Source organism: Acinetobacter sp. 24-47-47 (genome assembly GCF_057737035.1).
In genome coordinates this window covers 1473909-1499545 of sequence record NZ_CM173216.1, presented here as the reverse complement: position 1 = coordinate 1499545, position 25637 = coordinate 1473909, and the positions used below count along the sequence as shown (strand labels likewise).

General features: G+C 38.2%; 34 protein-coding genes. 13 read left to right on the top strand and 21 right to left on the bottom strand.

What is annotated here, in order from left to right; genetic code table 11:
* Positions 1 to 7: 7 nt before the first annotated feature.
* From AC1M9E_RS07035 to AC1M9E_RS06985, 11 genes are all read right to left on the bottom strand, one after another.
* The gene (locus AC1M9E_RS07035; RefSeq protein ID WP_488225177.1) at positions 8 to 1195 is read right to left on the bottom strand and encodes a DUF2213 domain-containing protein; all 1188 of its coding nucleotides are present in this window, start codon (positions 1193 to 1195) and stop codon (positions 8 to 10) included.
* A 102-nt stretch (positions 1196 to 1297) separates the two neighbouring features.
* A complete protein-coding gene (locus AC1M9E_RS07030; RefSeq protein ID WP_481595310.1) occupies positions 1298 to 1594 on the bottom strand; it encodes a hypothetical protein in 297 nt (98 codons plus the stop codon).
* A gap of 47 nt (positions 1595 to 1641) precedes the next feature.
* The gene (locus AC1M9E_RS07025; RefSeq protein WP_481613916.1) at positions 1642 to 2451 is read right to left on the bottom strand and encodes a phage head morphogenesis protein; all 810 of its coding nucleotides are present in this window, start codon (positions 2449 to 2451) and stop codon (positions 1642 to 1644) included.
* Positions 2426 to 3784 (bottom strand): DUF1073 domain-containing protein, encoded by a 1359-nt coding sequence (locus AC1M9E_RS07020; protein ID WP_481595311.1) that lies wholly within the window; start codon positions 3782 to 3784, stop codon positions 2426 to 2428. The genes AC1M9E_RS07025 and AC1M9E_RS07020 overlap by 26 nt, the downstream gene beginning before the upstream one ends.
* A gap of 8 nt (positions 3785 to 3792) precedes the next feature.
* Positions 3793 to 5319, bottom strand: coding sequence for a phage terminase large subunit (terL, locus tag AC1M9E_RS07015; RefSeq protein WP_488225176.1), 1527 nt, complete (start codon positions 5317 to 5319; stop codon positions 3793 to 3795).
* Positions 5297 to 5779 (bottom strand): DUF2280 domain-containing protein, encoded by a 483-nt coding sequence (locus AC1M9E_RS07010; protein WP_168396906.1) that lies wholly within the window; start codon positions 5777 to 5779, stop codon positions 5297 to 5299. The genes terL and AC1M9E_RS07010 overlap by 23 nt, the downstream gene beginning before the upstream one ends.
* 46 nt (positions 5780 to 5825) lie before the next feature.
* Entirely contained in the window at positions 5826 to 6470 is a 645-nt protein-coding gene (locus AC1M9E_RS07005) for a putative metallopeptidase (protein ID WP_488225175.1), read from the bottom strand.
* Positions 6471 to 6513: 43 nt separating this feature from the next.
* Entirely contained in the window at positions 6514 to 7368 is an 855-nt protein-coding gene (locus tag AC1M9E_RS07000; protein ID WP_488225174.1) for a DUF6414 family protein, read from the bottom strand.
* Complete coding sequence (locus tag AC1M9E_RS06995; protein ID WP_488225173.1) at positions 7331 to 7528, bottom strand: hypothetical protein; 198 nt, start codon at positions 7526 to 7528, stop codon at positions 7331 to 7333. Before AC1M9E_RS06995 ends, AC1M9E_RS07000 begins: the two co-directional genes overlap by 38 nt.
* A 133-nt stretch (positions 7529 to 7661) precedes the next feature.
* A complete protein-coding gene (locus tag AC1M9E_RS06990) occupies positions 7662 to 7835 on the bottom strand; it encodes a hypothetical protein (RefSeq protein WP_488225172.1) in 174 nt (57 codons plus the stop codon).
* A gap of 577 nt (positions 7836 to 8412) precedes the next feature.
* Entirely contained in the window at positions 8413 to 8643 is a 231-nt protein-coding gene (locus tag AC1M9E_RS06985) for a hypothetical protein (RefSeq protein WP_481587460.1), read from the bottom strand.
* 325 nt (positions 8644 to 8968) lie between these two features.
* Here AC1M9E_RS06985 and xseA point away from each other — a divergent pair, with 325 nt between their 5' ends.
* Genes xseA through AC1M9E_RS06970 form a run of 3 tightly spaced genes read left to right on the top strand, consistent with a single transcriptional unit; the run spans position 8969 to position 11389 of the window.
* Positions 8969 to 10231 (top strand): exodeoxyribonuclease VII large subunit, encoded by a 1263-nt coding sequence (gene xseA / locus AC1M9E_RS06980; protein WP_488225171.1) that lies wholly within the window; start codon positions 8969 to 8971, stop codon positions 10229 to 10231.
* Positions 10224 to 10418 (top strand): exodeoxyribonuclease VII small subunit, encoded by a 195-nt coding sequence (gene xseB / locus AC1M9E_RS06975; RefSeq protein WP_481587462.1) that lies wholly within the window; start codon positions 10224 to 10226, stop codon positions 10416 to 10418. The genes xseA and xseB overlap by 8 nt, the downstream gene beginning before the upstream one ends.
* Before the next feature lie 38 nt (positions 10419 to 10456).
* Entirely contained in the window at positions 10457 to 11389 is a 933-nt protein-coding gene (locus AC1M9E_RS06970; RefSeq protein WP_488225170.1) for a hypothetical protein, read from the top strand.
* A gap of 80 nt (positions 11390 to 11469) precedes the next feature.
* On the opposite strand, the gene AC1M9E_RS06965 is transcribed toward AC1M9E_RS06970, so the two are convergent.
* The 6 genes from AC1M9E_RS06965 to AC1M9E_RS06940 all read right to left on the bottom strand — a co-directional run bounded on the left by AC1M9E_RS06965 (position 11470) and on the right by AC1M9E_RS06940 (position 14500).
* Entirely contained in the window at positions 11470 to 11970 is a 501-nt protein-coding gene (locus AC1M9E_RS06965; RefSeq protein WP_481587464.1) for a hypothetical protein, read from the bottom strand.
* A gap of 2 nt (positions 11971 to 11972) precedes the next feature.
* The gene (locus tag AC1M9E_RS06960; protein ID WP_481587465.1) at positions 11973 to 12377 is read right to left on the bottom strand and encodes a DUF559 domain-containing protein; all 405 of its coding nucleotides are present in this window, start codon (positions 12375 to 12377) and stop codon (positions 11973 to 11975) included.
* Positions 12374 to 12634 (bottom strand): hypothetical protein, encoded by a 261-nt coding sequence (locus AC1M9E_RS06955; RefSeq protein ID WP_481587466.1) that lies wholly within the window; start codon positions 12632 to 12634, stop codon positions 12374 to 12376. Before AC1M9E_RS06955 ends, AC1M9E_RS06960 begins: the two co-directional genes overlap by 4 nt.
* Positions 12631 to 13578: a helix-turn-helix domain-containing protein gene (locus AC1M9E_RS06950; RefSeq protein WP_481587467.1), complete on the bottom strand. Its 948-nt coding sequence runs from the start codon at positions 13576 to 13578 to the stop codon at positions 12631 to 12633. The genes AC1M9E_RS06955 and AC1M9E_RS06950 overlap by 4 nt, the downstream gene beginning before the upstream one ends.
* A gap of 200 nt (positions 13579 to 13778) precedes the next feature.
* Positions 13779 to 14231, bottom strand: a complete 453-nt coding sequence (locus AC1M9E_RS06945; RefSeq protein ID WP_035265469.1) for a phage regulatory CII family protein — start codon at positions 14229 to 14231, stop codon at positions 13779 to 13781.
* 23 nt (positions 14232 to 14254) lie between these two features.
* Positions 14255 to 14500: a Cro/CI family transcriptional regulator gene (locus tag AC1M9E_RS06940; RefSeq protein WP_481609605.1), complete on the bottom strand. Its 246-nt coding sequence runs from the start codon at positions 14498 to 14500 to the stop codon at positions 14255 to 14257.
* A 1-nt stretch (position 14501) separates the two neighbouring features.
* On the opposite strand from AC1M9E_RS06940, the gene AC1M9E_RS06935 reads away from it, so the two are divergent.
* The 8 genes from AC1M9E_RS06935 to AC1M9E_RS06900 all read left to right on the top strand — a co-directional run bounded on the left by AC1M9E_RS06935 (position 14502) and on the right by AC1M9E_RS06900 (position 20778).
* Entirely contained in the window at positions 14502 to 15281 is a 780-nt protein-coding gene (locus tag AC1M9E_RS06935; protein ID WP_481609604.1) for a LexA family protein, read from the top strand.
* Between the two features lie 35 nt (positions 15282 to 15316).
* Entirely contained in the window at positions 15317 to 15532 is a 216-nt protein-coding gene (locus AC1M9E_RS06930) for a hypothetical protein (RefSeq protein WP_481609603.1), read from the top strand.
* A gap of 70 nt (positions 15533 to 15602) precedes the next feature.
* Positions 15603 to 16430, top strand: coding sequence for a HipA family kinase (locus AC1M9E_RS06925; RefSeq protein WP_481609602.1), 828 nt, complete (start codon positions 15603 to 15605; stop codon positions 16428 to 16430).
* On the top strand, positions 16423 to 17256 hold the full coding sequence (locus AC1M9E_RS06920) for a hypothetical protein (protein WP_481609601.1): 834 nt from the start codon (positions 16423 to 16425) through the stop codon (positions 17254 to 17256). The genes AC1M9E_RS06925 and AC1M9E_RS06920 overlap by 8 nt, the downstream gene beginning before the upstream one ends.
* 194 nt (positions 17257 to 17450) lie before the next feature.
* Complete coding sequence (locus tag AC1M9E_RS06915) at positions 17451 to 17879, top strand: hypothetical protein (RefSeq protein WP_488225169.1); 429 nt, start codon at positions 17451 to 17453, stop codon at positions 17877 to 17879.
* Entirely contained in the window at positions 17879 to 18955 is a 1077-nt protein-coding gene (locus AC1M9E_RS06910) for an ATP-binding protein (protein WP_488225168.1), read from the top strand. The genes AC1M9E_RS06915 and AC1M9E_RS06910 overlap by 1 nt, the downstream gene beginning before the upstream one ends.
* Positions 18952 to 20307, top strand: coding sequence for a hypothetical protein (locus tag AC1M9E_RS06905; RefSeq protein WP_488225167.1), 1356 nt, complete (start codon positions 18952 to 18954; stop codon positions 20305 to 20307). The genes AC1M9E_RS06910 and AC1M9E_RS06905 overlap by 4 nt, the downstream gene beginning before the upstream one ends.
* 204 nt (positions 20308 to 20511) lie before the next feature.
* The gene (locus tag AC1M9E_RS06900; protein WP_481588177.1) at positions 20512 to 20778 is read left to right on the top strand and encodes a helix-turn-helix domain-containing protein; all 267 of its coding nucleotides are present in this window, start codon (positions 20512 to 20514) and stop codon (positions 20776 to 20778) included.
* Positions 20779 to 20792: 14 nt separating this feature from the next.
* On the opposite strand, the gene AC1M9E_RS06895 is transcribed toward AC1M9E_RS06900, so the two are convergent.
* Together AC1M9E_RS06895 and AC1M9E_RS06890 are read right to left on the bottom strand one after the other, a co-directional pair.
* Positions 20793 to 22055, bottom strand: a complete 1263-nt coding sequence (locus tag AC1M9E_RS06895) for a tyrosine-type recombinase/integrase (RefSeq protein WP_488225166.1) — start codon at positions 22053 to 22055, stop codon at positions 20793 to 20795.
* Between the two features lie 310 nt (positions 22056 to 22365).
* Entirely contained in the window at positions 22366 to 22599 is a 234-nt protein-coding gene (locus tag AC1M9E_RS06890; RefSeq protein ID WP_035270711.1) for a hypothetical protein, read from the bottom strand.
* 272 nt (positions 22600 to 22871) lie between these two features.
* Between AC1M9E_RS06890 and AC1M9E_RS06885 the strand changes: the two genes are divergently transcribed.
* Together AC1M9E_RS06885 and AC1M9E_RS06880 are read left to right on the top strand one after the other, a co-directional pair.
* A complete protein-coding gene (locus AC1M9E_RS06885; protein WP_092766323.1) occupies positions 22872 to 23420 on the top strand; it encodes a hypothetical protein in 549 nt (182 codons plus the stop codon).
* A 148-nt stretch (positions 23421 to 23568) separates the two neighbouring features.
* Positions 23569 to 24045, top strand: a complete 477-nt coding sequence (locus AC1M9E_RS06880) for a hypothetical protein (protein WP_035263591.1) — start codon at positions 23569 to 23571, stop codon at positions 24043 to 24045.
* 43 nt (positions 24046 to 24088) lie between these two features.
* Here AC1M9E_RS06880 and AC1M9E_RS06875 read toward each other — a convergent pair whose 3' ends face one another.
* Both AC1M9E_RS06875 and aroC read right to left on the bottom strand, forming a co-directional pair.
* Positions 24089 to 24442, bottom strand: coding sequence for a hypothetical protein (locus tag AC1M9E_RS06875; protein WP_481607394.1), 354 nt, complete (start codon positions 24440 to 24442; stop codon positions 24089 to 24091).
* Between the two features lie 97 nt (positions 24443 to 24539).
* Positions 24540 to 25625, bottom strand: coding sequence for a chorismate synthase (gene aroC, locus AC1M9E_RS06870; protein ID WP_481607395.1), 1086 nt, complete (start codon positions 25623 to 25625; stop codon positions 24540 to 24542).
* Between the last annotated feature and the right edge of the window lie 12 nt (positions 25626 to 25637).

The window sequence follows — 25637 nt, the reverse complement described above, 5'->3', positions numbered from 1 at the left end:
GTTCCCCTCAAATTGTTTTGTATGCAGCAGACTTGTCATAACCCTTATTTTCTTTAGGGTCTTGACCTTGGTTTTGCTGTTGTTGCTGTTGATGTAATGCATCACCGACTGCATTGCCTGGTGTGGTCGATTTCACTGCTGACAGTGCACGGAATACCGTGTCGATCTGCTCAGGTTTAGCATCACCGACGGCGACACCACCAAGTACAGCGGTCACCAATGTGTCACCTGCTTTGGCTGCAATCACATCACGTTTGATTTGCTCACATGAATAGCCTTCAGTTTTGATACCTGGTACCAATGCAACGGCATCCGCAACCACTGACGCACGTTCAGCGACGACCTGATCAAGCTTTTCAGGTGTGATTTGGTTTTTTTCAAGATCACCGACTTTTTGCTTCAGTTCTGCATTTTCAGTCTGCAAGGTATCAACCACCGCTTGTACAGCTGGCAATTCATCACCGACGGCAAATTGTTTGTCACCAACTTTAAGTTTTGCTGCTTTCAAGTTTTCAATCTGGTCTTGCTGGATCTTTAAGGCGTCCGCTAATGGCTTGTTATCGCCAATATCAAAACGAATACCGTTTACAACTACTTCCATTGTTTTTCCCTCTTTTGGGTTTGGGTTTTGGTCACCGACGCGACAATCACCGCCACAGCGACCGTATTTCACCAGCGCCACGTGATTGCCTTTAAAATTGATAAATTTAGCTTGATACGGCGTACCATCTGGCGCCGTGCCTTGTTCAAGGACAAGATCAGCCGCATAGCCTAATGAGATCTCAACGCGCTCATTGTTTTGGATTAAACCGATACTGTTCTGATCTTTAATGATCAGATCACCGACCAAGAAATCACCCTCTTGGCGTACATTGAAACATTCGCCAATGTGGTATTCCTTCCAGTTGGATGCATTGATTTCATTTTTAGGTGGGTGATAGTCCGTTGCATCTACACCTTGAAGGCTATTGATGACTTCAGGTTTGAATAAGTCCTCAGCTGCCACATAGACATTGATAACCTGATCCGCTGAATAACCTTCCAAATTTGGAAATTCATAAGCGTAGTACTGACGTACTTGAGGTGCTTTAGCCAAACGTACGTTGACGCATTTCAGATACCCTTCTTGAGTAAATGAGCGTGTACTTTCGCTTGGTGCAAAATCACCAATTTTGAGTTGGTAAATGAGTTTCATAAATTGAGCTCAATAAAAAAGAGCCTTTATGGCTCCTTCAATTTTTGGCAATAAAAAACCCACCAAAGTGGGTTAAATTAGATAAAACAACAAGTGACTTTACTATTGATCTTTAAGCGAATTCATCATTACCGAAGCATCTGCTGCCCAACACTCTAAAGCACAATCTTTATCAAATTTACTTAAACCAATCCCTTCGCAACAATTTTTAGTCACTTGTAGAATTTCAATTGAATCCATATTCAACAGCAACTCGATATCGAAGTTCGATTCTTTAAAAACATCAAATAAAGGCTGAAAGTGGGGATCAACCACATCCATAGAAAGATACTTTCCAATCCATTTATTTGCTCTAGTTTTTACATCCAACAAAATATCTAGTTTTTGGTCTTGATGCATCTGTAATCCCCTGCATATCGAAAGATACTTTAAATCAAACTATTAAATCAGTCGATCAAAATATCCTCATAATTCGGCAAGGCGGTGCATCGACATCCAATCTTTTGACCAGGATGACCACCCTTAGGCGGCGTATCCCATCGAAAGGTTTTGCCATGATGGCTGGCACATAACGGACGAACCTTTTCATCCTTTGATGTTAAATAATCGTAAGTCGTTACACCTAAAGACGTCTGACGTTTCTTATTGATAGCGCCGTTGATCTTACCCATCTGATCGGCTGCAATCAGTCGTGCACGATTGTCTGTGCTATGACCGAGTTTTTTTATTTCCTGAGCCAGTTCTTGATTAGTTTGCCCTGTCTGCAAGGCATTCATCACCAACGCTTCAAGCTTATCAGTGTACTGACTTGGAATAGACTTAATCAGCGAAACGTTTGCAGCAATCTGATTATCGATTTCATCCTGAATATCAGCGCCACGGAAAAACGGCGTAAGGTCCACACCAAGAATGGTCTTGGTATGACTAGCAATCTGCTTATCAACATCTTTGCTGGTATCCATAACCACTTTAGTGGCCAAAGATACCGACACTTCCATGGTGTACTTGACCATCTTTTCACGTAACGCCGTGAATAGGTCTGTCACCCAGCTATCACCAATGTTTTGACCAACGGCTGGTAAAACAAAATCCTTGGTTTGGTCTTGGCAATATTTGGATATTTCCAAAAGCTGACGTGTATAGAAAAGTTCTACACGGCGATTGACCTTAACTGCCTTAGGCTTAGCCTTGCGCCCTTTCTTGCTTTTCTTAATCTGCTGAAGCTGAGGCTTAAGGATCTGTATGATCGTCGTCATTTGGCTTCACCATGGTTTCCAGCAATTTGATGTGTTTTTCATCAATGACTGAATAAACGCCGTCGATATTAAGCTGACGAGCGATCTGCGGTTCAGTGATGATGCCCATATTGAGATACTTCTCATCGCGCTCAGCATTGGCTTTTTCCACTTCCGCACGGACTTTAGCATCCAATTGCCAAAGCGGATTAAATACGACATCCAGCTCAGGTATTTGACGTCCAAATGTAGACTGACAGATCACAGCAAGAAATTTCATCAAGATCGGCTTAAGGTCCCATTCCTGCTTAGTAGCAATCGAGTCGTAATAATTACGAGTGTCATGCTCACCAGTGGCATTCATACCTGCGGGTGACTGGCCAAACAGAATCGTATATGGGATATCTGCGGCACCCGCCGTCTGGACTGAGAATTCACGCATCATGTCAGGCAAGCCGCCGAAACTATACGTTTTTGATTCGTACTTTTCTTCAGCATCAAGGACTAACATACCGTTTAGGCTTTTCATCAGCCCCACAGACATGAAACGTTCCATGACGCCTTTCATATCCTCTCTAATCTTATCAACCAAGTTCGGCGTTTGAATGACATCAATCTTTGATTCATGAATAAGGCTAGCAGATCCACGCTTCACACTGGCATGATCCAGCAGATCCTCATAGACTTCTTGCAGAATGCTTTGAGGCTCTTCATTCACCACATCGGCATGAGCAATGCGAATTAGACGAGTATGGTGAATGCGCTTTTTCGCTTCATTCCCCATTTTCATTTCGTAAAATTCAGGCTGTTTCAGTAGTCCACAACATGCCGACGGCGGTAAATAACTGTTTTTATCCGCCGTGATATATTTCTTTTTAACGACCGTGAAGAATTCCAAACGGCCTTGGCCGAGATTGGAAATATCTAAAGGTTGGTCTAAGGCAGCGCCGTCAGCCGTTCCAAGCAGAATGTACACAACGCCGTAGAGGCGAGAAAGAATTAGGCCCGATAAAAGCACATGCTCTAAGTGAAACGCCTTACACGCTTCCTCAAGGCGTTTTAAATCATCACCTTGAATGCCTTCATAGAACCATCCAGCACGCAGCATGTCAGATGCAGGGCGATTGACAATACGGCGTGCAAGCCAATTCTGATACACCGCTTCAAGTTGATCATCGTCAATGTCTTTACGGACGAACTTGCCACCTGTGGCTTTGTCACGCTCGGTACCAATATTGGATACCAAGTTGGTATATGCACCAGCATCGCCAATGGCGTTGATTGCCTGTTTTACTGCATCTGCTACAAGCGTTTTAATTTTACCGCCTGTATCAGACTTTTTATCTTTAGCCATAAATACCTCTAATCAAATACAGTCGGCTTTTTCGCAAGTGAGTCATTAATCGCATCGATGGTAGGATCCCATTGGTCATCATGCTCATGTGTGAAGTCGGCTTTAAGACCCTCGATTTCTTCAACATAATTCAATAACCACGGCGCACTCACAGGTAGAACAACACGACGATCCTCGACATAGAACACTACATCCATAGTACGAGTCAGCTTGTCTGTATCACGCTGAATCGCTTTGATCGGTAATGTGGTTTCACGCGAAATGTTTTGAATCAGCATCGTTCCAGATGCTTTATCCTCGATGGCCATGTATCGAAGCTTGCCGATCTTGGTATTGCTTTCCTTATGCTTATTGATGAAAGCCTTAGCTTCCTTAATCAGCTCAGGTGCTTCCCATTTGCCACGGCGCACATCGATGATGTACAAGCGATTGTCATAACCAAGCCCTGCACATAAGAACACTGAATAGTCGTTATGCTCTTTGGTTTTTTGCGCCGTATCTGCCCATATCGCACGCCACTTGAGTACTGGTAACTCATGGTACCGATCGAACCATTCAGCCTTAACAAGGTCACCACCGAGCTTTTTAGGCTCTTGCTGGTACTGACTGCTGAACGTATAACGTGACACTGTAGCGCCGTCTTTATCCTGACCGCCCTTCTCTAACTGCAGTAATGACTGTAACGACTCTTTCAGTGGCCAATAACTCTGACGTCCTTTCTCATCACGCTCGACATCACGTGGCACTTTACGGCGTATATGCTCAGGCAAGGTATTGATGTAAGCATCATCAATCAGTGCCGGTATCGAGATCTGATGCCATTTCCCTGGCACGTTGCCAGTCATCACAAAGTTAGTCGGATCCTCAACGTGTAAACGCTGCATAATCAGAATAATCGGTGTAGATGATTTGGCTTTACGTGAGTTGACCGTGTTCAGAATCTTACGATTTGCCTTGTTACGTGCCGTCTTACTAAATGCATCTTCAGGCTTGAGCGGATCGTCCAGGATAATCGCACCGGTAAATCCAGCATCTGCCAAAGTACCTGCACGGCGGCCCGTAACTTGACCACCCATCGAAGCTGAATAAACATGTCCCGCTTCATATCCATCTACAGTCGTTTTCCAGCTTGCCTTAGCATCGGTACTGGTCGAGATCTTCACAGGCCATAAGCCCTGAAAATCAGCCGATTTCACGATGTTTCGCGCCGTAGACGACACATCCTCTACAAGTGACTGCGAGAATGACAAATATAAGAATCGTGAACGCTGATTCCGTGCGAGACCACGTGCAATCAGATTGGTCAGTAATTCAGTCTTTCCTGAACCTGGTGGAACGTTAATGACTAGGTTTTCAATGCGACCAGCAATGACTTCATCAATTGCCCATGCAATATATTCATGGTGCCAATTGACTGAGAACTTAAAGCCCATACGAGGCATGAAAAAACGGCGTGTGAAAAACAAATGTTCACGTTCGCATTTCTCACGTTCTATCTTTATCTCAAGCGGTCTAGTATTTACTTTCGAGTTCATCTAACACCTGCTTCACTAATTCAGGGCTAGCATCCACGTAGGTAACATTTTCGCTTTGTAATGGTCCACCACCTGCGCCAGTCAATTCTGTTTTATTGGTGTACTTGCCACCGACGTCTTCAGCCACCTGTTTAAGAATGGTCAGCTGTAAAATCGGATTGCGTTTGTTCTGTGGGTTATTCAGCAAATTCTCATAATGACGTAAGCGCACGGCGAGATTCGCCAAGGGCATTTCATCTGTGTTTTTACGGAACTGCTCCCGGGTTTTATAAAACTCATCAGCTAATGCTTTACTGAGGTTTTGCCCTGTCCGTTTGGTCGGGTCGTATGCCTCACACTGCTGACGTGAAATAGTGATGCCAAACTCTTGTTGGACAAGCTCAACGGTTTCAGTAGGTGTATTCCACTGCGCTAAGCTACGCACGATAAAGAGTTTGTGCTTTTGATTTAGCGTTGCCATTGCTCTTTATCCGTCCAACTTCGTCCAACTCAATGGACAAAAAAATTTAAACGACCTTCAGAAAGCAAGTACCGCACGCATGGTAAATATCGGCTCTTGAAATTTCAGGTCGCTGTTTTGCTGCATCAATCATGGTTTGTACTTCTTCGCTTGCACCATAACGGCGTACCACACCAGTGAATTCCTCCACGTCATGCCCTTTGATCTCAAGCTTTGGTAAACCTGTTTCACGGTTAAATTGTGGGATACCCCATTCATCACGCTTATGTGCAATGTGGTATAGCTCATGCTCAACCAGTGCACAAAAGGCAATGTCGTTCGCCACTTGGGCAAATTTGGCATCAACGGTAATGAGGTATTCAGGAACTTGACCGAACCATTGCTCAAATTGTTCCTCTTGGCGTGCTTTCTTCCATCCACCCACATTGATCATGACTTTCTCAGCTTGACCAACGACAAAGCGCCCCTGTTTGATAAATCCGCCGTTTGCCCACATCACGGCGATCTGTGGCCAGTAAAATGAGTCCAGGTGAATATGATCAGGGTTAAATACTTCAGAATGTTCATTTAGAAATACAGCTTTAATCCATGCCCACAGTTCTGGTGCTGGGATAAAGTTAGGCGTATCTAAATCGAATATTTCTTTTGGTGGGTATGGTCGAACTGGTATGGCTTGTCCGACTTCATTCATAAATTTCACCCATTAAAAAACCTCCCGAAGGAGGTTTATAGAATTATTTAACCTTAGGTTTGAGAACCCTAAATATTGCTATTGGTGTAATGCCATAGGCTGTTTCAGGTCTTCCCGCAAACATCCTCACAACATTTAACATAGTCACAATACCATCACGAAATTCATTCGGTTCAGTATCATATGTAAATTGATCAAATGGGAGTGCGTCTAGAACACCTAATACGTGCCAATCTCCTGCTAGGAACTCGCCGTGTTTAAAATTTAAATCTAACGGACTACCAACAATTTCAGCCCGATTCAATGTCATCCAAACCTCATTACATAAATCAACGCCATTATCATTTTGTGTGCCTGTCTTATATAATAATTTTGCTTCCAATCCAAAAGGTATACCCTTAAATAAAGTAGTTACATCCTTCTGATTGCTTTTAATTTCTTTGGCTAGTTTTCTACTTTCATGAGTATTTTTTTCATTTAATTCTTTTAGGTAGAAATTTAAGGCAGGCTCAACTAACCCCTTTGTCACCTCAATGTCAATTACACCTAGTCTACCCTTAAGTAAAACTAAATTTCCAAGCATCTCCTCACTTAATTCCTGATGAATAAAACCTAGTTCATCAAGCCTATCAATCATTTCACGAGGCATCGTTGGAATACCATCGTACAAATGTTCAGACGAACTAGCAGCTGAGTGATCAGTATTAACTTTACCGCCTGCGACTGGGGGTAAACCTACTGAACCCTCTAATTTACGTACATCTGTAATTTGAGTTGAGCTTTTGAGACTATTCAAAGCCCCCATACCATTAAGCTGAGCGTAAAAAGATTTTATTTTAGGATTATCTAAATAAAAAAAATCAAAGATTGATTCGATGTTTTGTGATTCTTGCGCCACGCTCTAACTGCTCCTCAGCTTTTTTTCTATGTTCATTATACTGAGAAGAACTTTCCTGCATAGCTTTTTTATAAGCTTCAACAGCATCCGAAAACAATTTCCCTGATCTTTCAACTCGATCTTTTTTATTAGTATCAATAAAACCAAATGAAAAACTCATAAGGAAACTCCCTAAGACACAAAGACCCTGATTAGCAAATGCTAAAGGGATTAGCACAACTATATTTACTTGGCTAGACACTGTCAATCAAACTCAATCAAAGTTAATCAAATTAAACTTAGAGTTACATTTATCAGTTTTGTAGTACGTTCCGTAAGTTTCGGATGCGATCCTTAAGCTCAATCATGATTTCATCAATCGCAATCATTTGATGACGCTTAAGACCTGAACGGCTGAGGTTTTGATATTTCGCCAGCTCCGCACAACAGAACTGTAAATCTTGTTTAGCTTGTACACGATCTGTCATATAAGTCCCTACCGCGTTAATACAATATTTCAAACAAAAGAAACCCCACTAACAATTACGTTAGTGAGGTTTAGTGCCGTAATAAGTTCGGCAAGTACTTCAAAAAGGGCTTGCTCTTACCTGCGAGCCCTTTAGGTTGGCATGGTGCAAATACATGCATGCGTTAGAAATTCAAGTTAGATGTTAAACATCCAGGTTTATTGAAAGGAAAACGCAATTCCGGATTTCAACTTGAATAGTTCCGTTTTGCTTACGGTTACAACCCAAGATCACATTAACACCCATTTAAACTTGAAATTTAAAGTTAATGTAAGGGAATTTATTTAGTGTTTTAACTTGCTAATTCAATGAAAGATTAATTATGTAAATAATCCAATCTCAATTTATTTGTGATTTTAAACACAATAAAATTAACTGATAGATATTCATTAACTGTTAATAATTTAAAAGGCAAAAAAATACCTCCTGGGTGAGGAGGTAAAATTGAAGAACAGGTTAGGTCCTGTGCATAAATAATATTCGGTTTCTAAAAGCGTAGCATTAGCAATAAGTTACAATATTATATTAGAAGAATTCATTAACCCGAAGATTTTAATTCAAGCTGTCTATCATCTTGAGTAATCTTAATTTTAATATTTTGATAAGTACGCTTACTAGGATTCATAGCGGATCCTACTACCTCTTCAAAAAACCTTCTATCTTTCATTAACTCTGCATATAGCTTGTAGCCTATCAATATTCTTTCAGGTTTTTTATTATTCGCTAATGTTTCTTTAAAAATATTGTTTAACTGGTTTACATCTACCATAAATAAAAATTAGCTCTAAATTTAAGAAGCCCATTATGCCTTATTTAAAAGTACAAACAATGACAACTGCCTGTTATTAAAGCTTTCAGAACAAACAAACGTTTAAAACACTAAACTTCGTAACTTTATCACCCAAAAAAAGAAATATTGATAACAAAAAAGCCCACCATTTGGCGAGCTTTTAAATCAACTTAGTGCATCAACATACACTTCGGTCACTATAGCTGAAATATGCCACAACCCTTGTACAAGGTCAAACATTCATCATTGTCTTTGAACAATATGTTCGTTAGTATTTTTAGTAACCTCATCTCGCTGCTCAATGATGTCTGATTACAAGCTAAACTTAAGTGAATATTTATCCACTGTTCAAGAAGTTATACGGGTCACCTTTGATGAACCTGTTTGGGTCAAAGCAGAGATAAGAAATTTAAATATTAAAAGCGGACATTATTATCTTGAGCTGGCTGAAAAAGAGGAAGGTTCAGACAAAGTGATCGCTAGTTGTAAAGCGACTATTTGGAAGTCTTCTGCTCAAAAGATGGTTCTAAAGTTCGAACGTGAAAGTGGTATTGAGTTATCTCGAGATCTTAATGTTCTGATAAAAGTTAAAGCCAAGTTTGACCCTCAATATGGTTTCTCAGTTAATGTAGAAGATATTGATTCAAGCTTTACGTTAGGTGATATAGCACGGCGTTATCAGCAGACATTAGAAAAATTACAAACCGAAGGTCTTGCAGATAAAAATAAACAGCTACCTACGCCGTTTGATATTCAAAATGTCCTGGTCATTGCACCTGAAAATGCTGCAGGTTTAGGCGATTTCAAAAAGGATGCTGACGCATTAGACAAAGCCGGTGTCTGCCATTTCGTTTATCACAGTGCAACTTTCCAAGGCAATACAGCTCCAACAAGTATCCGAGATTCTTTAATAACTGCCCTTAAGCAATGGGTCAAAGATTATGAAGTTGCCCCTGATCTCATCGTTCTTATACGCGGTGGTGGATCTGTAAATGATTTAGCATATTTAAATGATTTTGATTTGGCAGCTCTGCTTTGTAAGCGTTCCGTCCCTATCTGGGTTGGTATTGGCCATGAAAAAGACCGAACGATTTTAGATGAAATTGCACATCGATCTTTTGATACACCCAGTAAAGTCATTGGAGGTATACGTAATTTGATTGTAGAGCGTGTCCAAGATGTAACTGATTCTCTACAAACTATTAAGTTGTTATCCCAGCATCAGATCACGGCGTATCAAAGCCAGAATGATCAATACATAAAGTCAATCAAGACACTGGCGAATAATCAAATTAGTTTAACTAATCGAAATTTAGACTTAATTAAAGACACCACTCAATATTTAGCTCAGCAACAGGTTAAGCTGGCTTCTCAGCAAGTTGAATCTCTCATGCGCGAAACATTACTTCAGAATCCCAAAAATGTTATGGCCAAAGGTTTTGGTATCGTCCGTAGCCAAGGCAAAGCCATACGTTCTATTCAACAAATATCAGGTGATAGCATTCAAGTAGAATTACAGGATGGTATTATCAATGCCAATGTGACTCAGGTATCTAGCAATGACTAAGAAAGAATTAACGTTTAAAGAAGGCTATGAAATTCTCAAAAAGAACGCCGAGCTCCTTGAGTCTCAAGATGAACCAGATATTGATAATTTGATGAAAATTGTTGAAGAATCGATGTCAGCATATAGAGCCTGTAAATCACGTGTAGATGCTGTGCAAAATGCTTTGAATGAAACTTTCAAAGATTAATTTTAAATAAAAATTAAGAATTACATTGAGAACTTAACTTGAAAACAAATTTTAATTTAGACCTTGCCTTATTTTTTACATCCTTATCAATAATTCTATATTCATGTGGTTATTTTTATATACAAGCATATGTAAAATATTTCGATTACTCTCATGAAGCATTAGGCTTTGATTTTCAAAATTATTTAGTTTATGGTGGCTTACAAGGTTTTCAAGTAATTATTTTAGGTATATTAGTTCCTATAACTTTATCTTTAATAAATAAATTTATCGGTGAAAACATCACCAAATCCATCACCAAATCATTTAATTATTTGTTAATTTTCGCACTAACCTCCATTTTCAAAATTACACTTAAATTCCTTAATTTTATTTACACTCCAGTAAGAGCACTATCAAATTTTATATATAAATTCCCTCGACTTTCCAACATTATTGATTTTTATATTTTTATATTTTTACTAATAATTTCTTCTCCTTTAATTATACTTATATTTTTTTTAAAGTTTATTATTCGAAGAATTAAGCCATCAATTTACCGTACACACAGATTTGCAAAACGTGAAGTCAACTGGGATAACACTATTGATACACCTAATATTGACAAAGGTTTTAGAGAGCTTTTAGCCCATTACTTAACTTCAATCTTGATATACGCAATTTTTATTTTATCAATATATTATCTTATGGATGTTGAAAAAGATGGCTACGATGACGCTAAAAAAATGATAAATAATGGGCCTATTATTATGGCACAAATTAAAGATGATAAAATAACTGAATGGTATAAAGTTAATAAAATAAATGAACCAAATATTAAAAATATAAAAATCTTAAAATGTGGAAAATCAAAATGCTTAATTGCAGTAAAAATTCCTAGTCAATATTATTTTACCGAGCAAAACCTTTTAGCTTCAAAATTGTATCTAATTACCACAATTAACAACGATAGCTATTCTGTCACATATTAAAAATAAATTAACTGTTAAAGCTAAGTGCCTTACAAGGCACTTTCATCTTTAAATGAAATAGGTTGTCTTAAAAATTTTTATTAATATTTAATAAATCCATACCGACTATGCAAAGCAGCTAAACCGCACTTAACATCCATTCTTGAATCTGCTTGAGTACGATTTTCACGTACCATTTCAGACCAAGAATTCCCATAAAAATATCGATCAATAACTGCATCCATCCAATCATCTAAAATTTCAGATTGTCCCTGCATATCTAATATTAAACGCTGTACGGCGCGTGCTTCATTATCATCAATCTGACACACAATTTTTGTCTGCTTTAATTTTGGTAATTGATAATCACCAGTCAGGAAGTCAACAATGATTTTTGATTCCTGTAGATTGGTCAGTTTTTTCTGTTTTCTTTTCTTAGTGGCATTATCCATGGCCACTGCAATCGGATTAATACTTTGGCTACATGTACCACTAACTGAATTCATCCATGCGCCGAATTGGTGTAACCATCCTTCTAAATCAAAACGTGACCAATCTATTGTTTGTAAAATATGTTGTTTCGTTGCCTCTGCTACAACCATGACTATTCCCCTACCATCTTCTCAATTTGTTGTATTGCTAAACCTGATTTCACTTGTTCTGTACTAAACCGTAATATCTGGTAACCCATCATTGTTGCTGCGTTGTATTTTTCCATATCGTCGATATAACCTTTGCCTCTAGTGTGTCTACCTCCGCTCCATATCCCACCTTCAACCTCGATCAATATTTTTTTGGAGTTTAGATGGAAATCAGCTCTCCATTTACGTTTGGGGTGAAACCTAAACTCTCTCTCAAATTCGATTCTGTGCGCCTTAAGTTGTAAAGCTAATATCGACTCTCCCATACTTTCAATTTGCTTATCACGGCGTGGAGATTTTGACTTAAGTACATTTTTACTTTTTGAGCCGTATAAGCTTTTATATTCAGCAAGGGAAATACTTGTCATACTGATTTTCCAAAAGCGATATCAGCAAATAATTCCCTTGCTGATTTGCTCAATCTGAATCCCTGCGGAGTTTGGCCATCCTTTTCCACGAGCCCCCAATTCGCAAGTCCATTCAAATAACGTTGCAGGCTACGGATTGAAATTCCCATGTTCGGTTGAATCTCATCGAAAATTTGTTTCACAGAGACTCTTCCATTCGTTGAAGACATGATTCTCAAGATCATCAGGTTGGTAATCGTGCGGTCAGCTTCAGTCACGCTACACCTCCCATTAAAACGCCGTTAAAACCTACCTGTTTCAAATAGGATTCCCACTTTTTAGCCTGTTCAGGTTTTTCAAGTTTCATTGAGATTCGAGCTGCAAGTTTTTCATAGGACTCACCTGGCTCAGCGTATTTACCAGCAAACTCTGGATGCTTAGCTAATTTCTGAGCAAACACCTGAATCTGTTTGTCAGTGAGGTATTTTGGTTCTGCAGTAGAATTTAGTTTCTGATGGCCAGTGGAATTTGAGTACTTGGTGCGATATGCGTTGATCAACCAATCTGCAAAATGGAAATTCATCAGTTCATCACAGAGATTCTTTCCAGCGTTGTATATTTCAAATGCTCGTTTTTCACGATCACCCCAAGTTGCGTTCATGAGCATTTCAAAATCCAAATCAGGATCAGCCAGAAAAATTTCTTCACGAAGTTTTTTGAAGCAAAGCCACCCTTTTTTATTTTTAGATTCTAATGGAAGATTCATTGGGAGATTCTGTGTCCCGTTAACGGCACTATTCAAAGTCCCGTTATTGGCACTATTCAAAGTCCCGTTAACGGAATCATTCCGTTTTTGGTACTGTTCCGTTTCTGGCACTATTTCAGGCAAATTTTTTTCCTGTAATTGTGCCGTTTTAGGCATAGTTTCACGGCCATTTACGCCATTTAGTCGATATACTTTTACACGCTTTGTTGAACCTTTTCGTTCTCCAGTATCTGAGATCAAATGATCTTCCAGAAGTTCAGCAATAATCTTAAGGACGGTTTTACGCTCAAGGCCAGTATCTTTCTCAAGGCGTTGCATACTTGGATAGCAGCAATGGTCTTCACCGGCACGATCGGCCAATGAGAGTAAAATGAGGCGTTTCAGTGGTATACGACAACCACCTTTCTTTTCGCTCAATTCCACTCTCCAAGCCCAGTTTGTTGCATCTAAGCTCATATTATTTCCCGTCCCAGTTTGCATTACTTTCTATCAGTAGCTTTAAATATCTTTTGATATGGCGCATGAACACCACCACGTCGCCTGCAAAGATTTCCTGATCTAAATTGTTTCGAGTGGGTTGATGTGCTAAATTTGATTTCATATTCATATTTGATTTACCTCGAATTGAATAACCTGAAGAAGCCTGACCTCGACCGTCAGGCTTTTTCGTCTACGCATGCATGAATTTGCGAATCCAGCTTTGCTAAAAATAAATGCAGTTGATGTATGACTTTAGACATGTCCAAGGCTTCTCCTTGTGTAATTCGTCCATCTGCCATCATTTCTCTAAAGACTTCACATACATCCCCACCACCCTTACCTATGCTTAAAACTAGATCTGTTAGCGCCGTATCTCTACATTCGGGAATCTGAGGAAGATCTATTGAGACCTTTCCGTGTTCAGCATTAAGTGCTTGCAAAATCCTGCAATCCCCTGTGATCGCGATTAACTTTGAAGCTTCGACAAGCGTTAGATGATGTGTTTCCGTATTTGGATTGACTTTACTGTTCAGCACAGCAGGACTTTTAATACCAAGACGTGGCGCGAGTGCATTTGCTCCGCCTGGATAATCGTGAACTGTGTTATATGCAGCATCAGTGATGTTCATTCGTATTCCCTTTGAACGTGTTTTTAGGCAGATGCTTTATTACTATTTTTAGTAGAACGAATAAACGCCCAGTTTATATCTGGACGTAACTGCTCTGCCTTGACTAACTCATTTGTAAATTCCTCAATTGGCAGACATCGATCTTCAGGAATTCTATCGAAATTCCATTTACTTAAAGCCCAAGGCGTTATACCGAGTCCACGAGCTAATGCTGATTTGCTACCCGCAATTTCAATTGCTTTTTTTAATGCACTTTTTGGAGATGACATAATGCAACCAATAACACTACTTAAAGTAGAAGACAATATACTACCAAAAATAGCATTGGTGCAACCAAAAATAAGGGGTAAACTTCTACCATTGGTAGAAAGTGGAAAAAGATCCAAAGTGCAAACAGTTAAATATCAAGAATTTGCATCTAGACTTAAAAGTCTTATGGAAAAAAAAGGCTCACCAATAAAATCAGTGACCCAATTAAAAGATGCTATTGACGTTACTTATGAGATGGCACGGCGTTATACATTAGGTATTGCTAAGCCGCGTGAAGAAAAATTATTGGTATTAGCTGAGATATTTAATGTTGATATAAGTTATTTATCTCATGGTACAGGGTTAGAACCAAATATTTCTTCCCCAATCCCTATCGCTGGTCGCCTAGTTCCAGTTATTTCGTGGGTACAAGCAGGAACTTGGACTTCAGTCGAATCTGTACCAAATGGCACACAATTTGAAGAATGGTTGCCCCCTAATCCTAAATGCGGAAAGAATGGATACGGTTTAGAAGTCGTCGGAGAATCTATGATGCCTGACTTTAGACCAGGCGATAAGATTTATGTAAATCCCGATTTTCAAACGGCGGATTTGAAGACAGGTGATCTTGTAATCGTTGCTTGTGAAGGTGATGCTGAAGCCACGTTTAAAAAATTAATATTAGAAAGTGGGAATGTTTACCTACAACCGTTAAATCCTCACTGGCCTGAACAAACAATCGCTTTAATTGATGGCTGCAAACTGGTCGGTAAAGTGGTGGGGTTGTACAGGGATGTTTAAACGTTGAGTTACTGTTGGCTTGGGGGATATTAGATGTGCAAACGATAGAAATCAATTCCCACAAGATCAGCTATGTGCTTTATCAGCACAACCTTCTGACAGTGGGACTTCAGACGGGTGAAAGATTTCTGTATCGCCTGATTGAATCTAGCACATTTGTTAAATTTATGGATTCGGTCGATAAAGACAAATTTTATAAAACTGAAATTGAAGCGAATAAAAATTTTAAGCGCATTCAGCTTTTTATATAGCTTAAAACTGCGAACCCGACGCAGCCTTTAGAACAGATCGGGTAGTAAATTATAGAGGGTGGATTGCAGTATGGTATTGGAAGAATTTATAGATAACCACTTATTGTATGGTAGGGCTTTAATTGATTTGCAAGTAAGCAAAAAGGGCTCTAACCCTTTATGGACTGGGTTTGTCTCAACAAATCAAGGAGAATTTCCTGCATATATTAAAAAATGCAATCATAAAGATGGTTTATGTATCGAGATTATTAGCTCATTATTAGGGTTAATGCTTAATATTCCCATCCCAAAGCCAATCCTAGTTTTGGTTGAACCCAACCACCCTCAGATAGTTGTGAATGAACCCACTTTTTTGTTTGGGTCTCAAATGTATGAAATGCCATCGTTTGAAAGATTCTTATGTGATCATAATTTAAGCGAAGAATGTTTGCTTGATTATCCTAATCTTCATTCTATTGTTGCGTTTGATGAGCTTATTGCTAATCCAGATAGAAATAATAGTAATATTTTATATGATGGCGAATCCTTTAGATTTATTGATCATGAAAAAGCATTTTCTGCTACTCAAGACCCGAGGCAATCAATCAGTGAGATGAGTAAAATTGCTAACATCTCAGATATTGTGCAGCACTATAAAGGAGAGAATGATGTATACATCCACAAATTAATGTCGAAAATAAAAAAATCAATTAGTGAAGAAATGTGGGCGACAAACTGTGACTCGCTTATTAAAAAAGCTAAAGATAATTCGGTACTTAGTGAATATAATTTAATTCTTGAAAGGGTGCGTAGCTTTTTACTAGCTAGACAAAGTGTGTTGGCAGTTCTAATTGAAAATGCTATAAAACCACCACAAAACCCTCAGCAATTGGACTTAATAGGAGGTTATGATGTTTAATAAAGTTTCATTTCCCTCTGCACCTGATTTTTTTGCTGAATGGCGAACTGTGTATTTTGAGCCAATTCCAAATAGTGGGGAACGTATTGCTATACTCATAGTTATTAAGAATGTGAATGGTAGGATTGAAATTTTTGATGCACTACACCCCACTGTTATTGATAGTCTATATGGTTCAAAAGCATCGTCATTTAACGGGTATTTAAAATTAATTAAACTAAATATTTTAAAAAATAATGGTGAGTCAACCATTGATGGAGTTGATATTAGCCCTTGGCATTCATCTCAATCTGTAAATATTCAAGGAGTAGTTAAACAAGCCCTATATAAGACTGCAAGTCTTGGAGCGGTTGCTTTAAAAAGTCTGTTTGAACAAGACGATAGTTCTATTGAAAATGAGCAAGTAGATAATCGTTGGTCTAAACGGATAAAAAATGAAGTGTTAGAAATTGACCCATCATATGAAAAATCATTCGATATAAAAATTCCCATTAGAAAAGATGTAAAAATCCTTTGTGGTTTTCATACATCAAGATACTCTGCAAAATTTAATGTCTGTACATCACAGACCATAACTAGAATGAAATCAAACTTAATGGATCTCCAAATATTTGATTCTCACAATGTGTCCGATAAATTTGACTTAATTATTCAAATGCCAACAGATGACAATCTTCAAGTTCCACTTAAGACTTTAGCTAGAATGAAAGAAAATATTGAGTTACTAAAAGAGGAAGTCGCATCGAAAGCTAATATTAGTATTTACACCTGTAATTCAGAGAAAGAAGGTGCAGCAAGAATATTTGAAATGCTTAAAGCTAGTTAAGATTAAATCCACATCCAACCCACCCAGTGTGGGTTTTATTTTGCCTAGTATAAAATAAAACAACTTAAAGTAGAATTATTTTCTACTTAGTATTGACAATATTTCTACTTTAAGTAGTATTTATCTCACAGACAATAAAAAAGCACATCGACTCTCTTAACTTCCGATGTGCTTTGCAAACTGCGAGATCAATTATGAATTTAAATTTCACCCCTTTCAATACCATCGCTGTTAGTTTATTGGTTTCTAGTGTAACGGTTGGTGCATTAGTCTTCACTAAACAACCTCAAGCGACAGATTTGAAGCTTAGCTACTCAAGCTATATACCTAATCAAACATCAGTCGCAGCCCTAAAATTGACCTCTGAAACGACTGGCTACGCTGTAATACGTTTTGATGAATACACACTCGACGTGTCATTTGACTACGAAAAATTCACGAATGATTACGGCGTACCTGGTAGTGAATTTGATGATGCAATGATTACATCGCTGACGATCGACAAAATTCACGATGTATTAGGTAATTCAGTATCAGATTTCACAGATCACAATGACCATTACAACATTAATCAAATGCTGATTACTCACATGCATAAGAATCGCATGTTAGGGGGTGTGTAATGTCGACTGTATTTTTTAAAAAAGCGCAACGTAAAAATGCAAAATTACGCCTTGCTCTTGCTGGGCCTACCGGCTCAGGTAAAACCTTAGGTGCACTTCTTTTGGCTAAAGGAATTGGTGGGAAAATTGCTGTCGCTGATACAGAAAATAGTAGTGCTGAGCTGTATGAAGATATTGTTGAGTTTGAGCATGCGAACATTCAACCTCCCTACACTCCTGAAAAGTTTATTGATGCTATTCATGCTGCAGAAAAAGCAGGTTTCGATACCTTAATTCTGGATAGCATTACTCATGAATGGTCTGGCGTTGGCGGTTGTTTGGAGATTGTAGACAAACTTACCGGCACAACTTTCAAAGGTAATAGCTGGGGTGCATGGAGCCAAGTTACACCAAGACACCGTAAGTTTATCGATGCAATGCTTCAATCTAGCATCAATATCATTGTGACCATGCGCAGCAAGATGGATACGGTTCAGGTTGATGCAGGTAACGGTAAAAAGAAAGTAGAAAAAGTGGGGATGAAAGCTGAACAGCGTGATGGTATTGAATATGAGTTCACCACCGTTCTGGATCTAACTCACGATAACTATGCAGTTAGAACAAAAGATCGTACCCGCATTTTTAATGAACCCATGCTTCTTTCTGAACAGGCTGGTGTACTACTTAAACAATGGTTGAACTCTGGATCTGCTAATGCGTGTATCAATGGCAATCAATTCTTAGAACTTGAGGCACTTATGCAACAAGCTGGAATTGATATTGAAAAGTATTGTGCCAAACGAGGTCTAAATAGTCTTCACGATGTTCAACAGCAGAAGTTTGATGAAACATGCGCAGGCATTCGCGCAATCATCCAGCGTAACCAACAAGCACAACGAGCTAATGAACAGCAGCTACATGCTGAAAATGAAGCACGTCTAGAAAATGATTATCAGGCTGCGTTGAGAGATATTCGGAATGCTAATCACGTCAATGATCTAAATCGGCCTGCGGACTACTTCAAAGGCACAAAGTACGAACAACAAATTTTAAACGCCTGTCAGGCGAAATCAGATATGGAGGGATGGTCAGCATGAAAATTTTAAATGGTAAAGAAGCCTTTGAAGCAATGATGGCTGGTAAAAAAATTCTGTGCCGTGCCATTGGTGATTTACTTGAATTCAACGATCTGGAAAATTTTCCGGCAACTATCTTTGCAATGCCTGGCTATGAGTTCTCTATCAAAGTTGAAACTATGGAGTTGGCAGGTATTACTTTTGCTAAGCCTCTAACGCTTGATGATGTAGTGGAAGATCAGGAAATCTTTATTGTTCATCCTGATCACGTTTCCCTGGTTAAATACAGTAAACAGAATGAGGAATATTTTGCTTGTGTGCGTAATGGTTTTGCTCAAGCAGATAATAAAAATGCAGTGTTACAACTAGAGGCAATCGGTAAGCTATTTGGTCGAGTCATTTGTTATTCACCAACAATCGATAATACAGGTAAGGCCAAAAAGAAACGATCAACCAAAGCTAAGAATGATGTAGACCAGGTCAACACACCAGTTACCCAACAGCCTGAGCAGGAAATTAAAACCATTTATGGATCTGATGTTAATTCTGAAGAAGTTTTTAATACGTATAAATCAGGTATCACTAACACCAGTAGCACTGAAACAATCGATGGATTGGTTTTCCAGGTCAAAACAGACCCAATATTAAGTGCTGACCAGATAAATGAATTGGTGAATTTTGCTGAAACACATCGAAAACATTTGAGTGATGCAGTTGAGCAAGATGAACCTGTGCTTGATGATACGGATCCTGCGATTCGGAAATTTATCGAAGCTATTGATAAATGTAATTCAGATTATGAGTTGCAAGGTGTTGAGCGCAACCTGGAAGGCAATAAAGACAAACTTGCTGATGATGATTACCAGGATTTGGTCAATCGTATTGCTGGTAAACGTGAAAGTTTCTTTGATACCAAGCAATCAGGTGTACATCATACAGAATCATCAACCGGCAATTTAAGTATTGCTGAACTTAAACGACTGCAGGAAGAAGCTGAAAAGCTAACACAAAACAAGGATCAAGATGCAGATGGAGAATATCAATCATTGCTCGCTGATCTAGTTGATCGTGCCAGTAAGGCCAATACACCTGCTGAAGCCAATACCTTAGTTCGATACACCAAAACATGGACAGAAGAGCAACGCAAACCACTGCTTGATGCCATCCATAAACGCTTAGTTCAGCTGAATGATTCAAATGAACAACCATCATTGGCGGTACGTATTCAACGAGCTGAGGATCTGACTGAACTGGATGTTCTAGAGATTGATGTATCTGCATGTGATCCGGTTATTCAACCTAGATTAATAGATCTTATTGAGCAGCGCCGTATTGAGCTTGAATCACTTACTGAAGCTGGTGAGCCACAGTGAAATTCAACTATTCCTCTATTACCCGAACACTCACAGTATTCGGGACGCGAATGACCCATATTTTCGAAAATGTTGGTATTGGTGAAATTGATACGTTGGTCATCAATGCAAAGTTTAAAGAAGCGACTTGGAGAAAGTAATGAAAAAAAATTATGTATCAGATTTGCATAATGAAAAACAAATACAAACAACAGAGGTGTTTTCATGGCTTTGAAAAGTTTAAAAAATATCAATGAAGATGAACGATCTAAATTATTAAAACCTTTTTTAGATGCTCCAGATGATCAAAAGTTTGGACAAGATTTGGTAGCTCTATATTTAGATTGTTCCCCGTGGACTTTAGCCAGAATGCGCTGTGATGGGTCTGAACTTCCCTACACCAAAATAGGTCGTCGAGTTGCTTATAGAAAAGCTGATGTACTCGCTTTCGAAAAAAGAAGAACTGTCACCTGCACAGCACAATACGCATAATTAAAAAGGCAGGTTTATCCTGCCTTTAATTGTTTGAGTCTTTCATCCCAGACACTTTCGTAGTTAAAACAATCAATTTTTCCTTGGTATACAGCCTCAATCATATTCATGGAAGCTCTTAATTCCTCCATCGGTATTTGTACATATCCACCTGTGACATCTAAACGCGGTCTAGCAGTATGGTTTAGCAGTCGTTTAGTCACATAGATATTAAATCTTAGTAAATTACATATCGTCGCGAAGGTGCGTCTAAAATCATGCATCGATACATAAAAATTAACTTGGGTACCTATTTTTTTGAGTGCAGTATCTACTACAGTAGCGTGAATATTATGAGACGTTGGAAGTTTAGTCGCCGGGAATACCCAATCATTTTCTTTAAGTAAGTATCTTTCTTTTAGTACGGATAGTAAGTGGTCCCCTACTGGAAACTCATGATTTGAACCATTTTTCGTATCTCTAAAAATAACTATACCTTCTTTAAAATTGACATCTTCCCATTTAAGACCACAGACTTCTTGACGACGGCAACCGGTATACATGGTAAATAGGATGATATCTCGATGCGTATTGGATCGTGCAGTATTTTCTAAATTGAGCTCATCCTCATAATTTAAAACGGCGTTGTAGTACTTATGAATGATACTTTTATCTAAGTGCCTATTACGACTTTCAATCTTATTCCAACCTTTAGTTACAGCAATAATATCAACTGGATTGCTTTTTAAAATTGGGTTTTCATCGGTAGAATAAAGCACATGAATATATTTCCAGACTGTGCCAAGCAATGAAATAGCACCATTGGCTGATGACTTGCTGAGCTCAGATACTTCGATAAATTTATCCAGGACTTCTTTTTTTGTTATTTCAAAGAGCTTACGATCTGACCACTTTAAGTATAAATCAAAGTATTTTTTATACTGTCTAATTGTTTTAGGTTTGAAATCATTTCTATCAATGTAAATTTTTAATGCTTCATCAACAGTGATATTTAAAAAATTATTTACGCTGACTTTTTCATTTGGACTAATGTATTCCCCATTGGAGATTTGAGCCAAGATCATTTGGGCTTTTGCTCGAGCAGAATTTACGGATATTTCATTCGCTTTCCCAATCACGACTCGATAAAGTTTCCCCTCGTGTCTTCGTTCTACAATATAGGATTTTGATTTCGTGGTGACTCGAATCGCGAAACCGATCAAATCTTTATCTCTGATAATTTTTTGACCAGAATCCGTCAATGGGATAGCATCAACATTAGACTTGTTGAGTTTCATGATTAATCCAATAAACCTTCAGTAAGTTTATTAAATCATGCTTCTCAACAGTCTACAAATAGTCTACACGTGATTTTTTAAGACTTTTATAGCATCGTTAAAATTGATATAAACCACTAATAAATATATAATTTTAAGTTAATAATATTCCACAATGGTGTTATAGAAAAAGTAGAATCCACCTAACCTACTTTGGATTGGGAATGTTTGGTGCATATCGAACCGTGCTTAATTTCAAATAGAACTATATTATAAAATAGATAATGAATAGTGATGAGAATAAGAAAGGCAGCTCAAGGCCGCCTTTAAATTAATTCAGTGCGATGACTTTAACTAAGATTGTTTGTGATTCTTCAAAGTCATCAAATATTTGCTTTCGATTAAGTTCTTTTGACTTCACTTTAAACTCATGATTCTGGTACTGAATGACTGATGGAATTGAATCGAAATACGCATAGTCTGCCTCGATGGTTTCTTCAAACAATGGAGTGCCCAATTGATAGTCTTTGCTCTTCAGCACCACATATTTCACAGTCGTTTTCATTTCATACTCTTTTATTAACGCTTTATTTTTAGTTATATCACCTTTTGAAAAGTGTTCAATCAAAAATAGAAACGTTTGACCATAAAGGACTCAATCAATTATTTTTTACCACCTTTAAACTTAATTCAAGCAACCTGACAAGCATCACAAAAAGAAAAATAGCAAAACACGACAATAAATATATATTTTTTGATAACTGGTTAACATTTATATGGATTGTATGCTAAATTTAGCATATACAAAAACAACATCTATTTAACTGGTTGATAATAATGAAAGTTCAATTTATATCTATTCTTACTGCTCTTTCACTGAGTGGGTGTATCGTTGTATCCAATAAACCAAATGCAAGTTCTGCAAAAGCTTATGCATCTAATGTTATTGATTTTAAACCTTCAGAAAATGCCAAGCGAATTGAAACACGTGGTCAGGTGATTTGTGAACCATCAAAACCATGTACTGAGTTAACATTTGATTGGAAACAGCAGAGCAATAATTTATTTAGAGTACATACCAATCTATTTGATCGAAAATCTTTTGATATCAAGCAAGTGATTTTCACGCTAGATGGTCAAACTTATCCTTACACAACTTTAACTCAAACCAATACACGATCAGTCAACAATTCCGATCTCATTAACTCTTCAAATTACATTGATGTACCAATGAATTTTGTCGTTATGTTTGATCAGTCTAAATCTATCGATATTGCTGTAGTGACAGATCAAGGTGCTATTACGCATAGCATTTTAAAAGATGGGCATGCATCATTTGCCTATCAAACATTTAAAAGTGGCTACCAACAATTTAAGCAAAAGTAAAAAAAGACCCACTATGGGTCTTTTTTTAATCATCGATACAAAACTGCAACGTGTTATTAGACTGCTAGGCATTTCATTTTTTAGAATTTTTCGTTAGATTTAACAAATTGTGTACACAGTTATAATAAACAAGACAATAGGTAAAATCATGAAAATCAAACTAGCGCTTATTTCAGCATTGGTTGTATTAACAGGTTGTGCAGGAAGTTATCCAGAACGTGTTGTAACCAAAGGACCTCTCATCTGTGCTACTGATGAAATTTGCCCTGAGCTTGCACTCCGTTGGAATGATGAAAAGCGTAATGGTTTTAAAATAACTGCAGATGTAAATGACACTATACAGCACGATATAAAACAATTGAACTTTATTGTTGATGGTCAGCCTTATGTCTATTCAACAATTCAACCAACCCAATATGCAACTGCAGCTGGTGTAACGAATTCATCTAATTTTATTGTCGTTCCTGTAAGTTTTTTAAACTCATTTAGAGACGCAAAACAAATTGATCTAAAAATCGTGACAGCTAACGGCGAAGTGACTCGTCCCATCCTGCAAGCTGACGGTCAGAAGTCTTCTGCTTACTTAACATTTATCAAAGGTTATACAGGTCAAACTATCGAATAAATGAATTATTCACTAAAAAGCCAGTTCGTTGAACTGGCTTTTTTTAAGGCTTACAACTTTTTTGATAACTTGTTCCTAAATCTAGGAATGATAACTCAAAAGAATTGCTCATTTTTTTTGCAAATAATGCTTCTTCTTTTGCTTTAGCCATATGAATATTCTTTTGTGCTATTCGCTCTAAAGCATTTAATGCATCTGCATATTCACAAGCTCTTTGAATGATCAACGAAATATTCTGCTTACTATCGACCGATTGATGTAATCGAATTTGACTCGCTTCAATTTCGTTATAAATTGACTTCACTTCAATATCAAACTGAGATTGTGTTAAGCCATTCGCATAACTATACGATAATCCGCATAGGACCATCGCCCCAACCAATATCCTTATTTTCAATTGAATTCCCCATAAAACGTTCAATTGCAATTTTAAAATTATATTAAAAAGCCAGATCAATCATCTGGCTTTTACATCATACGCTTTTTTACTTTGGTTAAATTGGCTCAAATGGCGCAACAACGTCGGCATTTTGGGCACGATGACGCATAAAGTGATCCATTAACACGATTGCAAGCATCGCTTCAGCGATTGGTGTCGCACGAACACCCACACAAGGATCGTGACGACCTTTAGTAAGAACATCCGTATCTTCACGATTAATGGTAATCGTTTTGCCTGGTGTGGTAATAGAAGCAGTAGGTTTTAGTGCAATTGATACACGAATATCTTGACCACTTGAGATACCACCTAATATACCACCAGCGTGATTCGCTAAAAAGCCATCAGTTGTCAGTTCATCACGTGTTTCATGACCAAATTGTTCAGCCACGCCAAAACCATCACCAATCTCTACACCTTTAACCGCATTAATTGACATCATCGCATGAGCGATATCAGCATCTAAACGGTCGAAAACAGGTTCTCCCCAGCCTACGGGTATTTTAGAAGCAATAATTTCAAGTCGTGCTCCACAGCTTGTTCCTTTTTCACGCAATGATGTCACAAGTGCTTCAAAGCGTGGTACGGCATCAACATCACCACAAAAGAATGGATTATTCGGCACTTCATTCCAATCTAATTTTGCTGTTTTTTCAGTTCCGATTTGAGTTACATGCCCACGGATTTCAATACCAAATTTTTCAAATAAGAATTTTTTAGCAATTGCACCCGCTGCAACACGCATCGCTGTTTCACGTGCGCTTGAGCGACCACCACCACGGTAATCACGGAAACCATACTTTTGTGTATAAGTATAGTCTGCATGACCTGGACGGAAGGTTTGTGCGATATTACCGTAATCTTTAGATTTTTGGTCTGTATTACGAATTAAAAGACCAATGGATGTCCCAGTGGTTTTACCTTCGAACACGCCTGAAATAATTTCAACCTCATCTGGTTCTTTGCGTTGTGTTGCAAATTTAGAGGTACCTGGTTTACGACGATCTAAGTCTATTTGTAAGTCCTCAGCTGATAACTTCAGACCTGGTGGAACTCCATCTACAATCGCCATCAAACCAACACCGTGAGATTCACCACAAGTTGTTACACGGAACAATTGTCCAATACTATTGCCAGCCATGTTCAACAACTC

Excerpts from the sequence above, each read along its gene's own strand:
- AC1M9E_RS07035 (WP_488225177.1), bottom strand. The coding sequence starts at position 1,195 with ATGAAACTCATTTACCAACTCAAAATTGGTGATTTTGCACCAAGCGAA.
- AC1M9E_RS07030 (WP_481595310.1), bottom strand. The coding sequence starts at position 1,594 with ATGCATCAAGACCAAAAACTAGATATTTTGTTGGATGTAAAAACTAGA.
- AC1M9E_RS07025 (WP_481613916.1), bottom strand. The coding sequence starts at position 2,451 with ATGACGACGATCATACAGATCCTTAAGCCTCAGCTTCAGCAGATTAAG.
- AC1M9E_RS07020 (WP_481595311.1), bottom strand. The coding sequence starts at position 3,784 with ATGGCTAAAGATAAAAAGTCTGATACAGGCGGTAAAATTAAAACGCTT.
- terL (WP_488225176.1), bottom strand. The coding sequence starts at position 5,319 with ATGAACTCGAAAGTAAATACTAGACCGCTTGAGATAAAGATAGAACGT.
- AC1M9E_RS07010 (WP_168396906.1), bottom strand. The coding sequence starts at position 5,779 with ATGGCAACGCTAAATCAAAAGCACAAACTCTTTATCGTGCGTAGCTTA.
- AC1M9E_RS07005 (WP_488225175.1), bottom strand. The coding sequence starts at position 6,470 with ATGAATGAAGTCGGACAAGCCATACCAGTTCGACCATACCCACCAAAA.
- AC1M9E_RS06995 (WP_488225173.1), bottom strand. The coding sequence starts at position 7,528 with ATGAGTTTTTCATTTGGTTTTATTGATACTAATAAAAAAGATCGAGTT.
- AC1M9E_RS06990 (WP_488225172.1), bottom strand. The coding sequence starts at position 7,835 with ATGACAGATCGTGTACAAGCTAAACAAGATTTACAGTTCTGTTGTGCG.
- AC1M9E_RS06985 (WP_481587460.1), bottom strand. The coding sequence starts at position 8,643 with ATGGTAGATGTAAACCAGTTAAACAATATTTTTAAAGAAACATTAGCG.
- xseA (WP_488225171.1), top strand. The coding sequence starts at position 8,969 with ATGTCTGATTACAAGCTAAACTTAAGTGAATATTTATCCACTGTTCAA.
- xseB (WP_481587462.1), top strand. The coding sequence starts at position 10,224 with ATGACTAAGAAAGAATTAACGTTTAAAGAAGGCTATGAAATTCTCAAA.
- AC1M9E_RS06965 (WP_481587464.1), bottom strand. The coding sequence starts at position 11,970 with ATGGTTGTAGCAGAGGCAACGAAACAACATATTTTACAAACAATAGAT.
- AC1M9E_RS06960 (WP_481587465.1), bottom strand. The coding sequence starts at position 12,377 with ATGACAAGTATTTCCCTTGCTGAATATAAAAGCTTATACGGCTCAAAA.
- AC1M9E_RS06950 (WP_481587467.1), bottom strand. The coding sequence starts at position 13,578 with ATGAGCTTAGATGCAACAAACTGGGCTTGGAGAGTGGAATTGAGCGAA.
- AC1M9E_RS06945 (WP_035265469.1), bottom strand. The coding sequence starts at position 14,231 with ATGAACATCACTGATGCTGCATATAACACAGTTCACGATTATCCAGGC.
- AC1M9E_RS06940 (WP_481609605.1), bottom strand. The coding sequence starts at position 14,500 with ATGTCATCTCCAAAAAGTGCATTAAAAAAAGCAATTGAAATTGCGGGT.
- AC1M9E_RS06935 (WP_481609604.1), top strand. The coding sequence starts at position 14,502 with ATGCAACCAATAACACTACTTAAAGTAGAAGACAATATACTACCAAAA.
- AC1M9E_RS06925 (WP_481609602.1), top strand. The coding sequence starts at position 15,603 with ATGGTATTGGAAGAATTTATAGATAACCACTTATTGTATGGTAGGGCT.
- AC1M9E_RS06920 (WP_481609601.1), top strand. The coding sequence starts at position 16,423 with ATGTTTAATAAAGTTTCATTTCCCTCTGCACCTGATTTTTTTGCTGAA.
- AC1M9E_RS06915 (WP_488225169.1), top strand. The coding sequence starts at position 17,451 with ATGAATTTAAATTTCACCCCTTTCAATACCATCGCTGTTAGTTTATTG.
- AC1M9E_RS06910 (WP_488225168.1), top strand. The coding sequence starts at position 17,879 with ATGTCGACTGTATTTTTTAAAAAAGCGCAACGTAAAAATGCAAAATTA.
- AC1M9E_RS06905 (WP_488225167.1), top strand. The coding sequence starts at position 18,952 with ATGAAAATTTTAAATGGTAAAGAAGCCTTTGAAGCAATGATGGCTGGT.
- AC1M9E_RS06900 (WP_481588177.1), top strand. The coding sequence starts at position 20,512 with ATGGCTTTGAAAAGTTTAAAAAATATCAATGAAGATGAACGATCTAAA.
- AC1M9E_RS06895 (WP_488225166.1), bottom strand. The coding sequence starts at position 22,055 with ATGAAACTCAACAAGTCTAATGTTGATGCTATCCCATTGACGGATTCT.
- AC1M9E_RS06890 (WP_035270711.1), bottom strand. The coding sequence starts at position 22,599 with ATGAAAACGACTGTGAAATATGTGGTGCTGAAGAGCAAAGACTATCAA.
- AC1M9E_RS06885 (WP_092766323.1), top strand. The coding sequence starts at position 22,872 with ATGAAAGTTCAATTTATATCTATTCTTACTGCTCTTTCACTGAGTGGG.
- AC1M9E_RS06880 (WP_035263591.1), top strand. The coding sequence starts at position 23,569 with ATGAAAATCAAACTAGCGCTTATTTCAGCATTGGTTGTATTAACAGGT.
- aroC (WP_481607395.1), bottom strand. The coding sequence starts at position 25,625 with ATGGCTGGCAATAGTATTGGACAATTGTTCCGTGTAACAACTTGTGGT.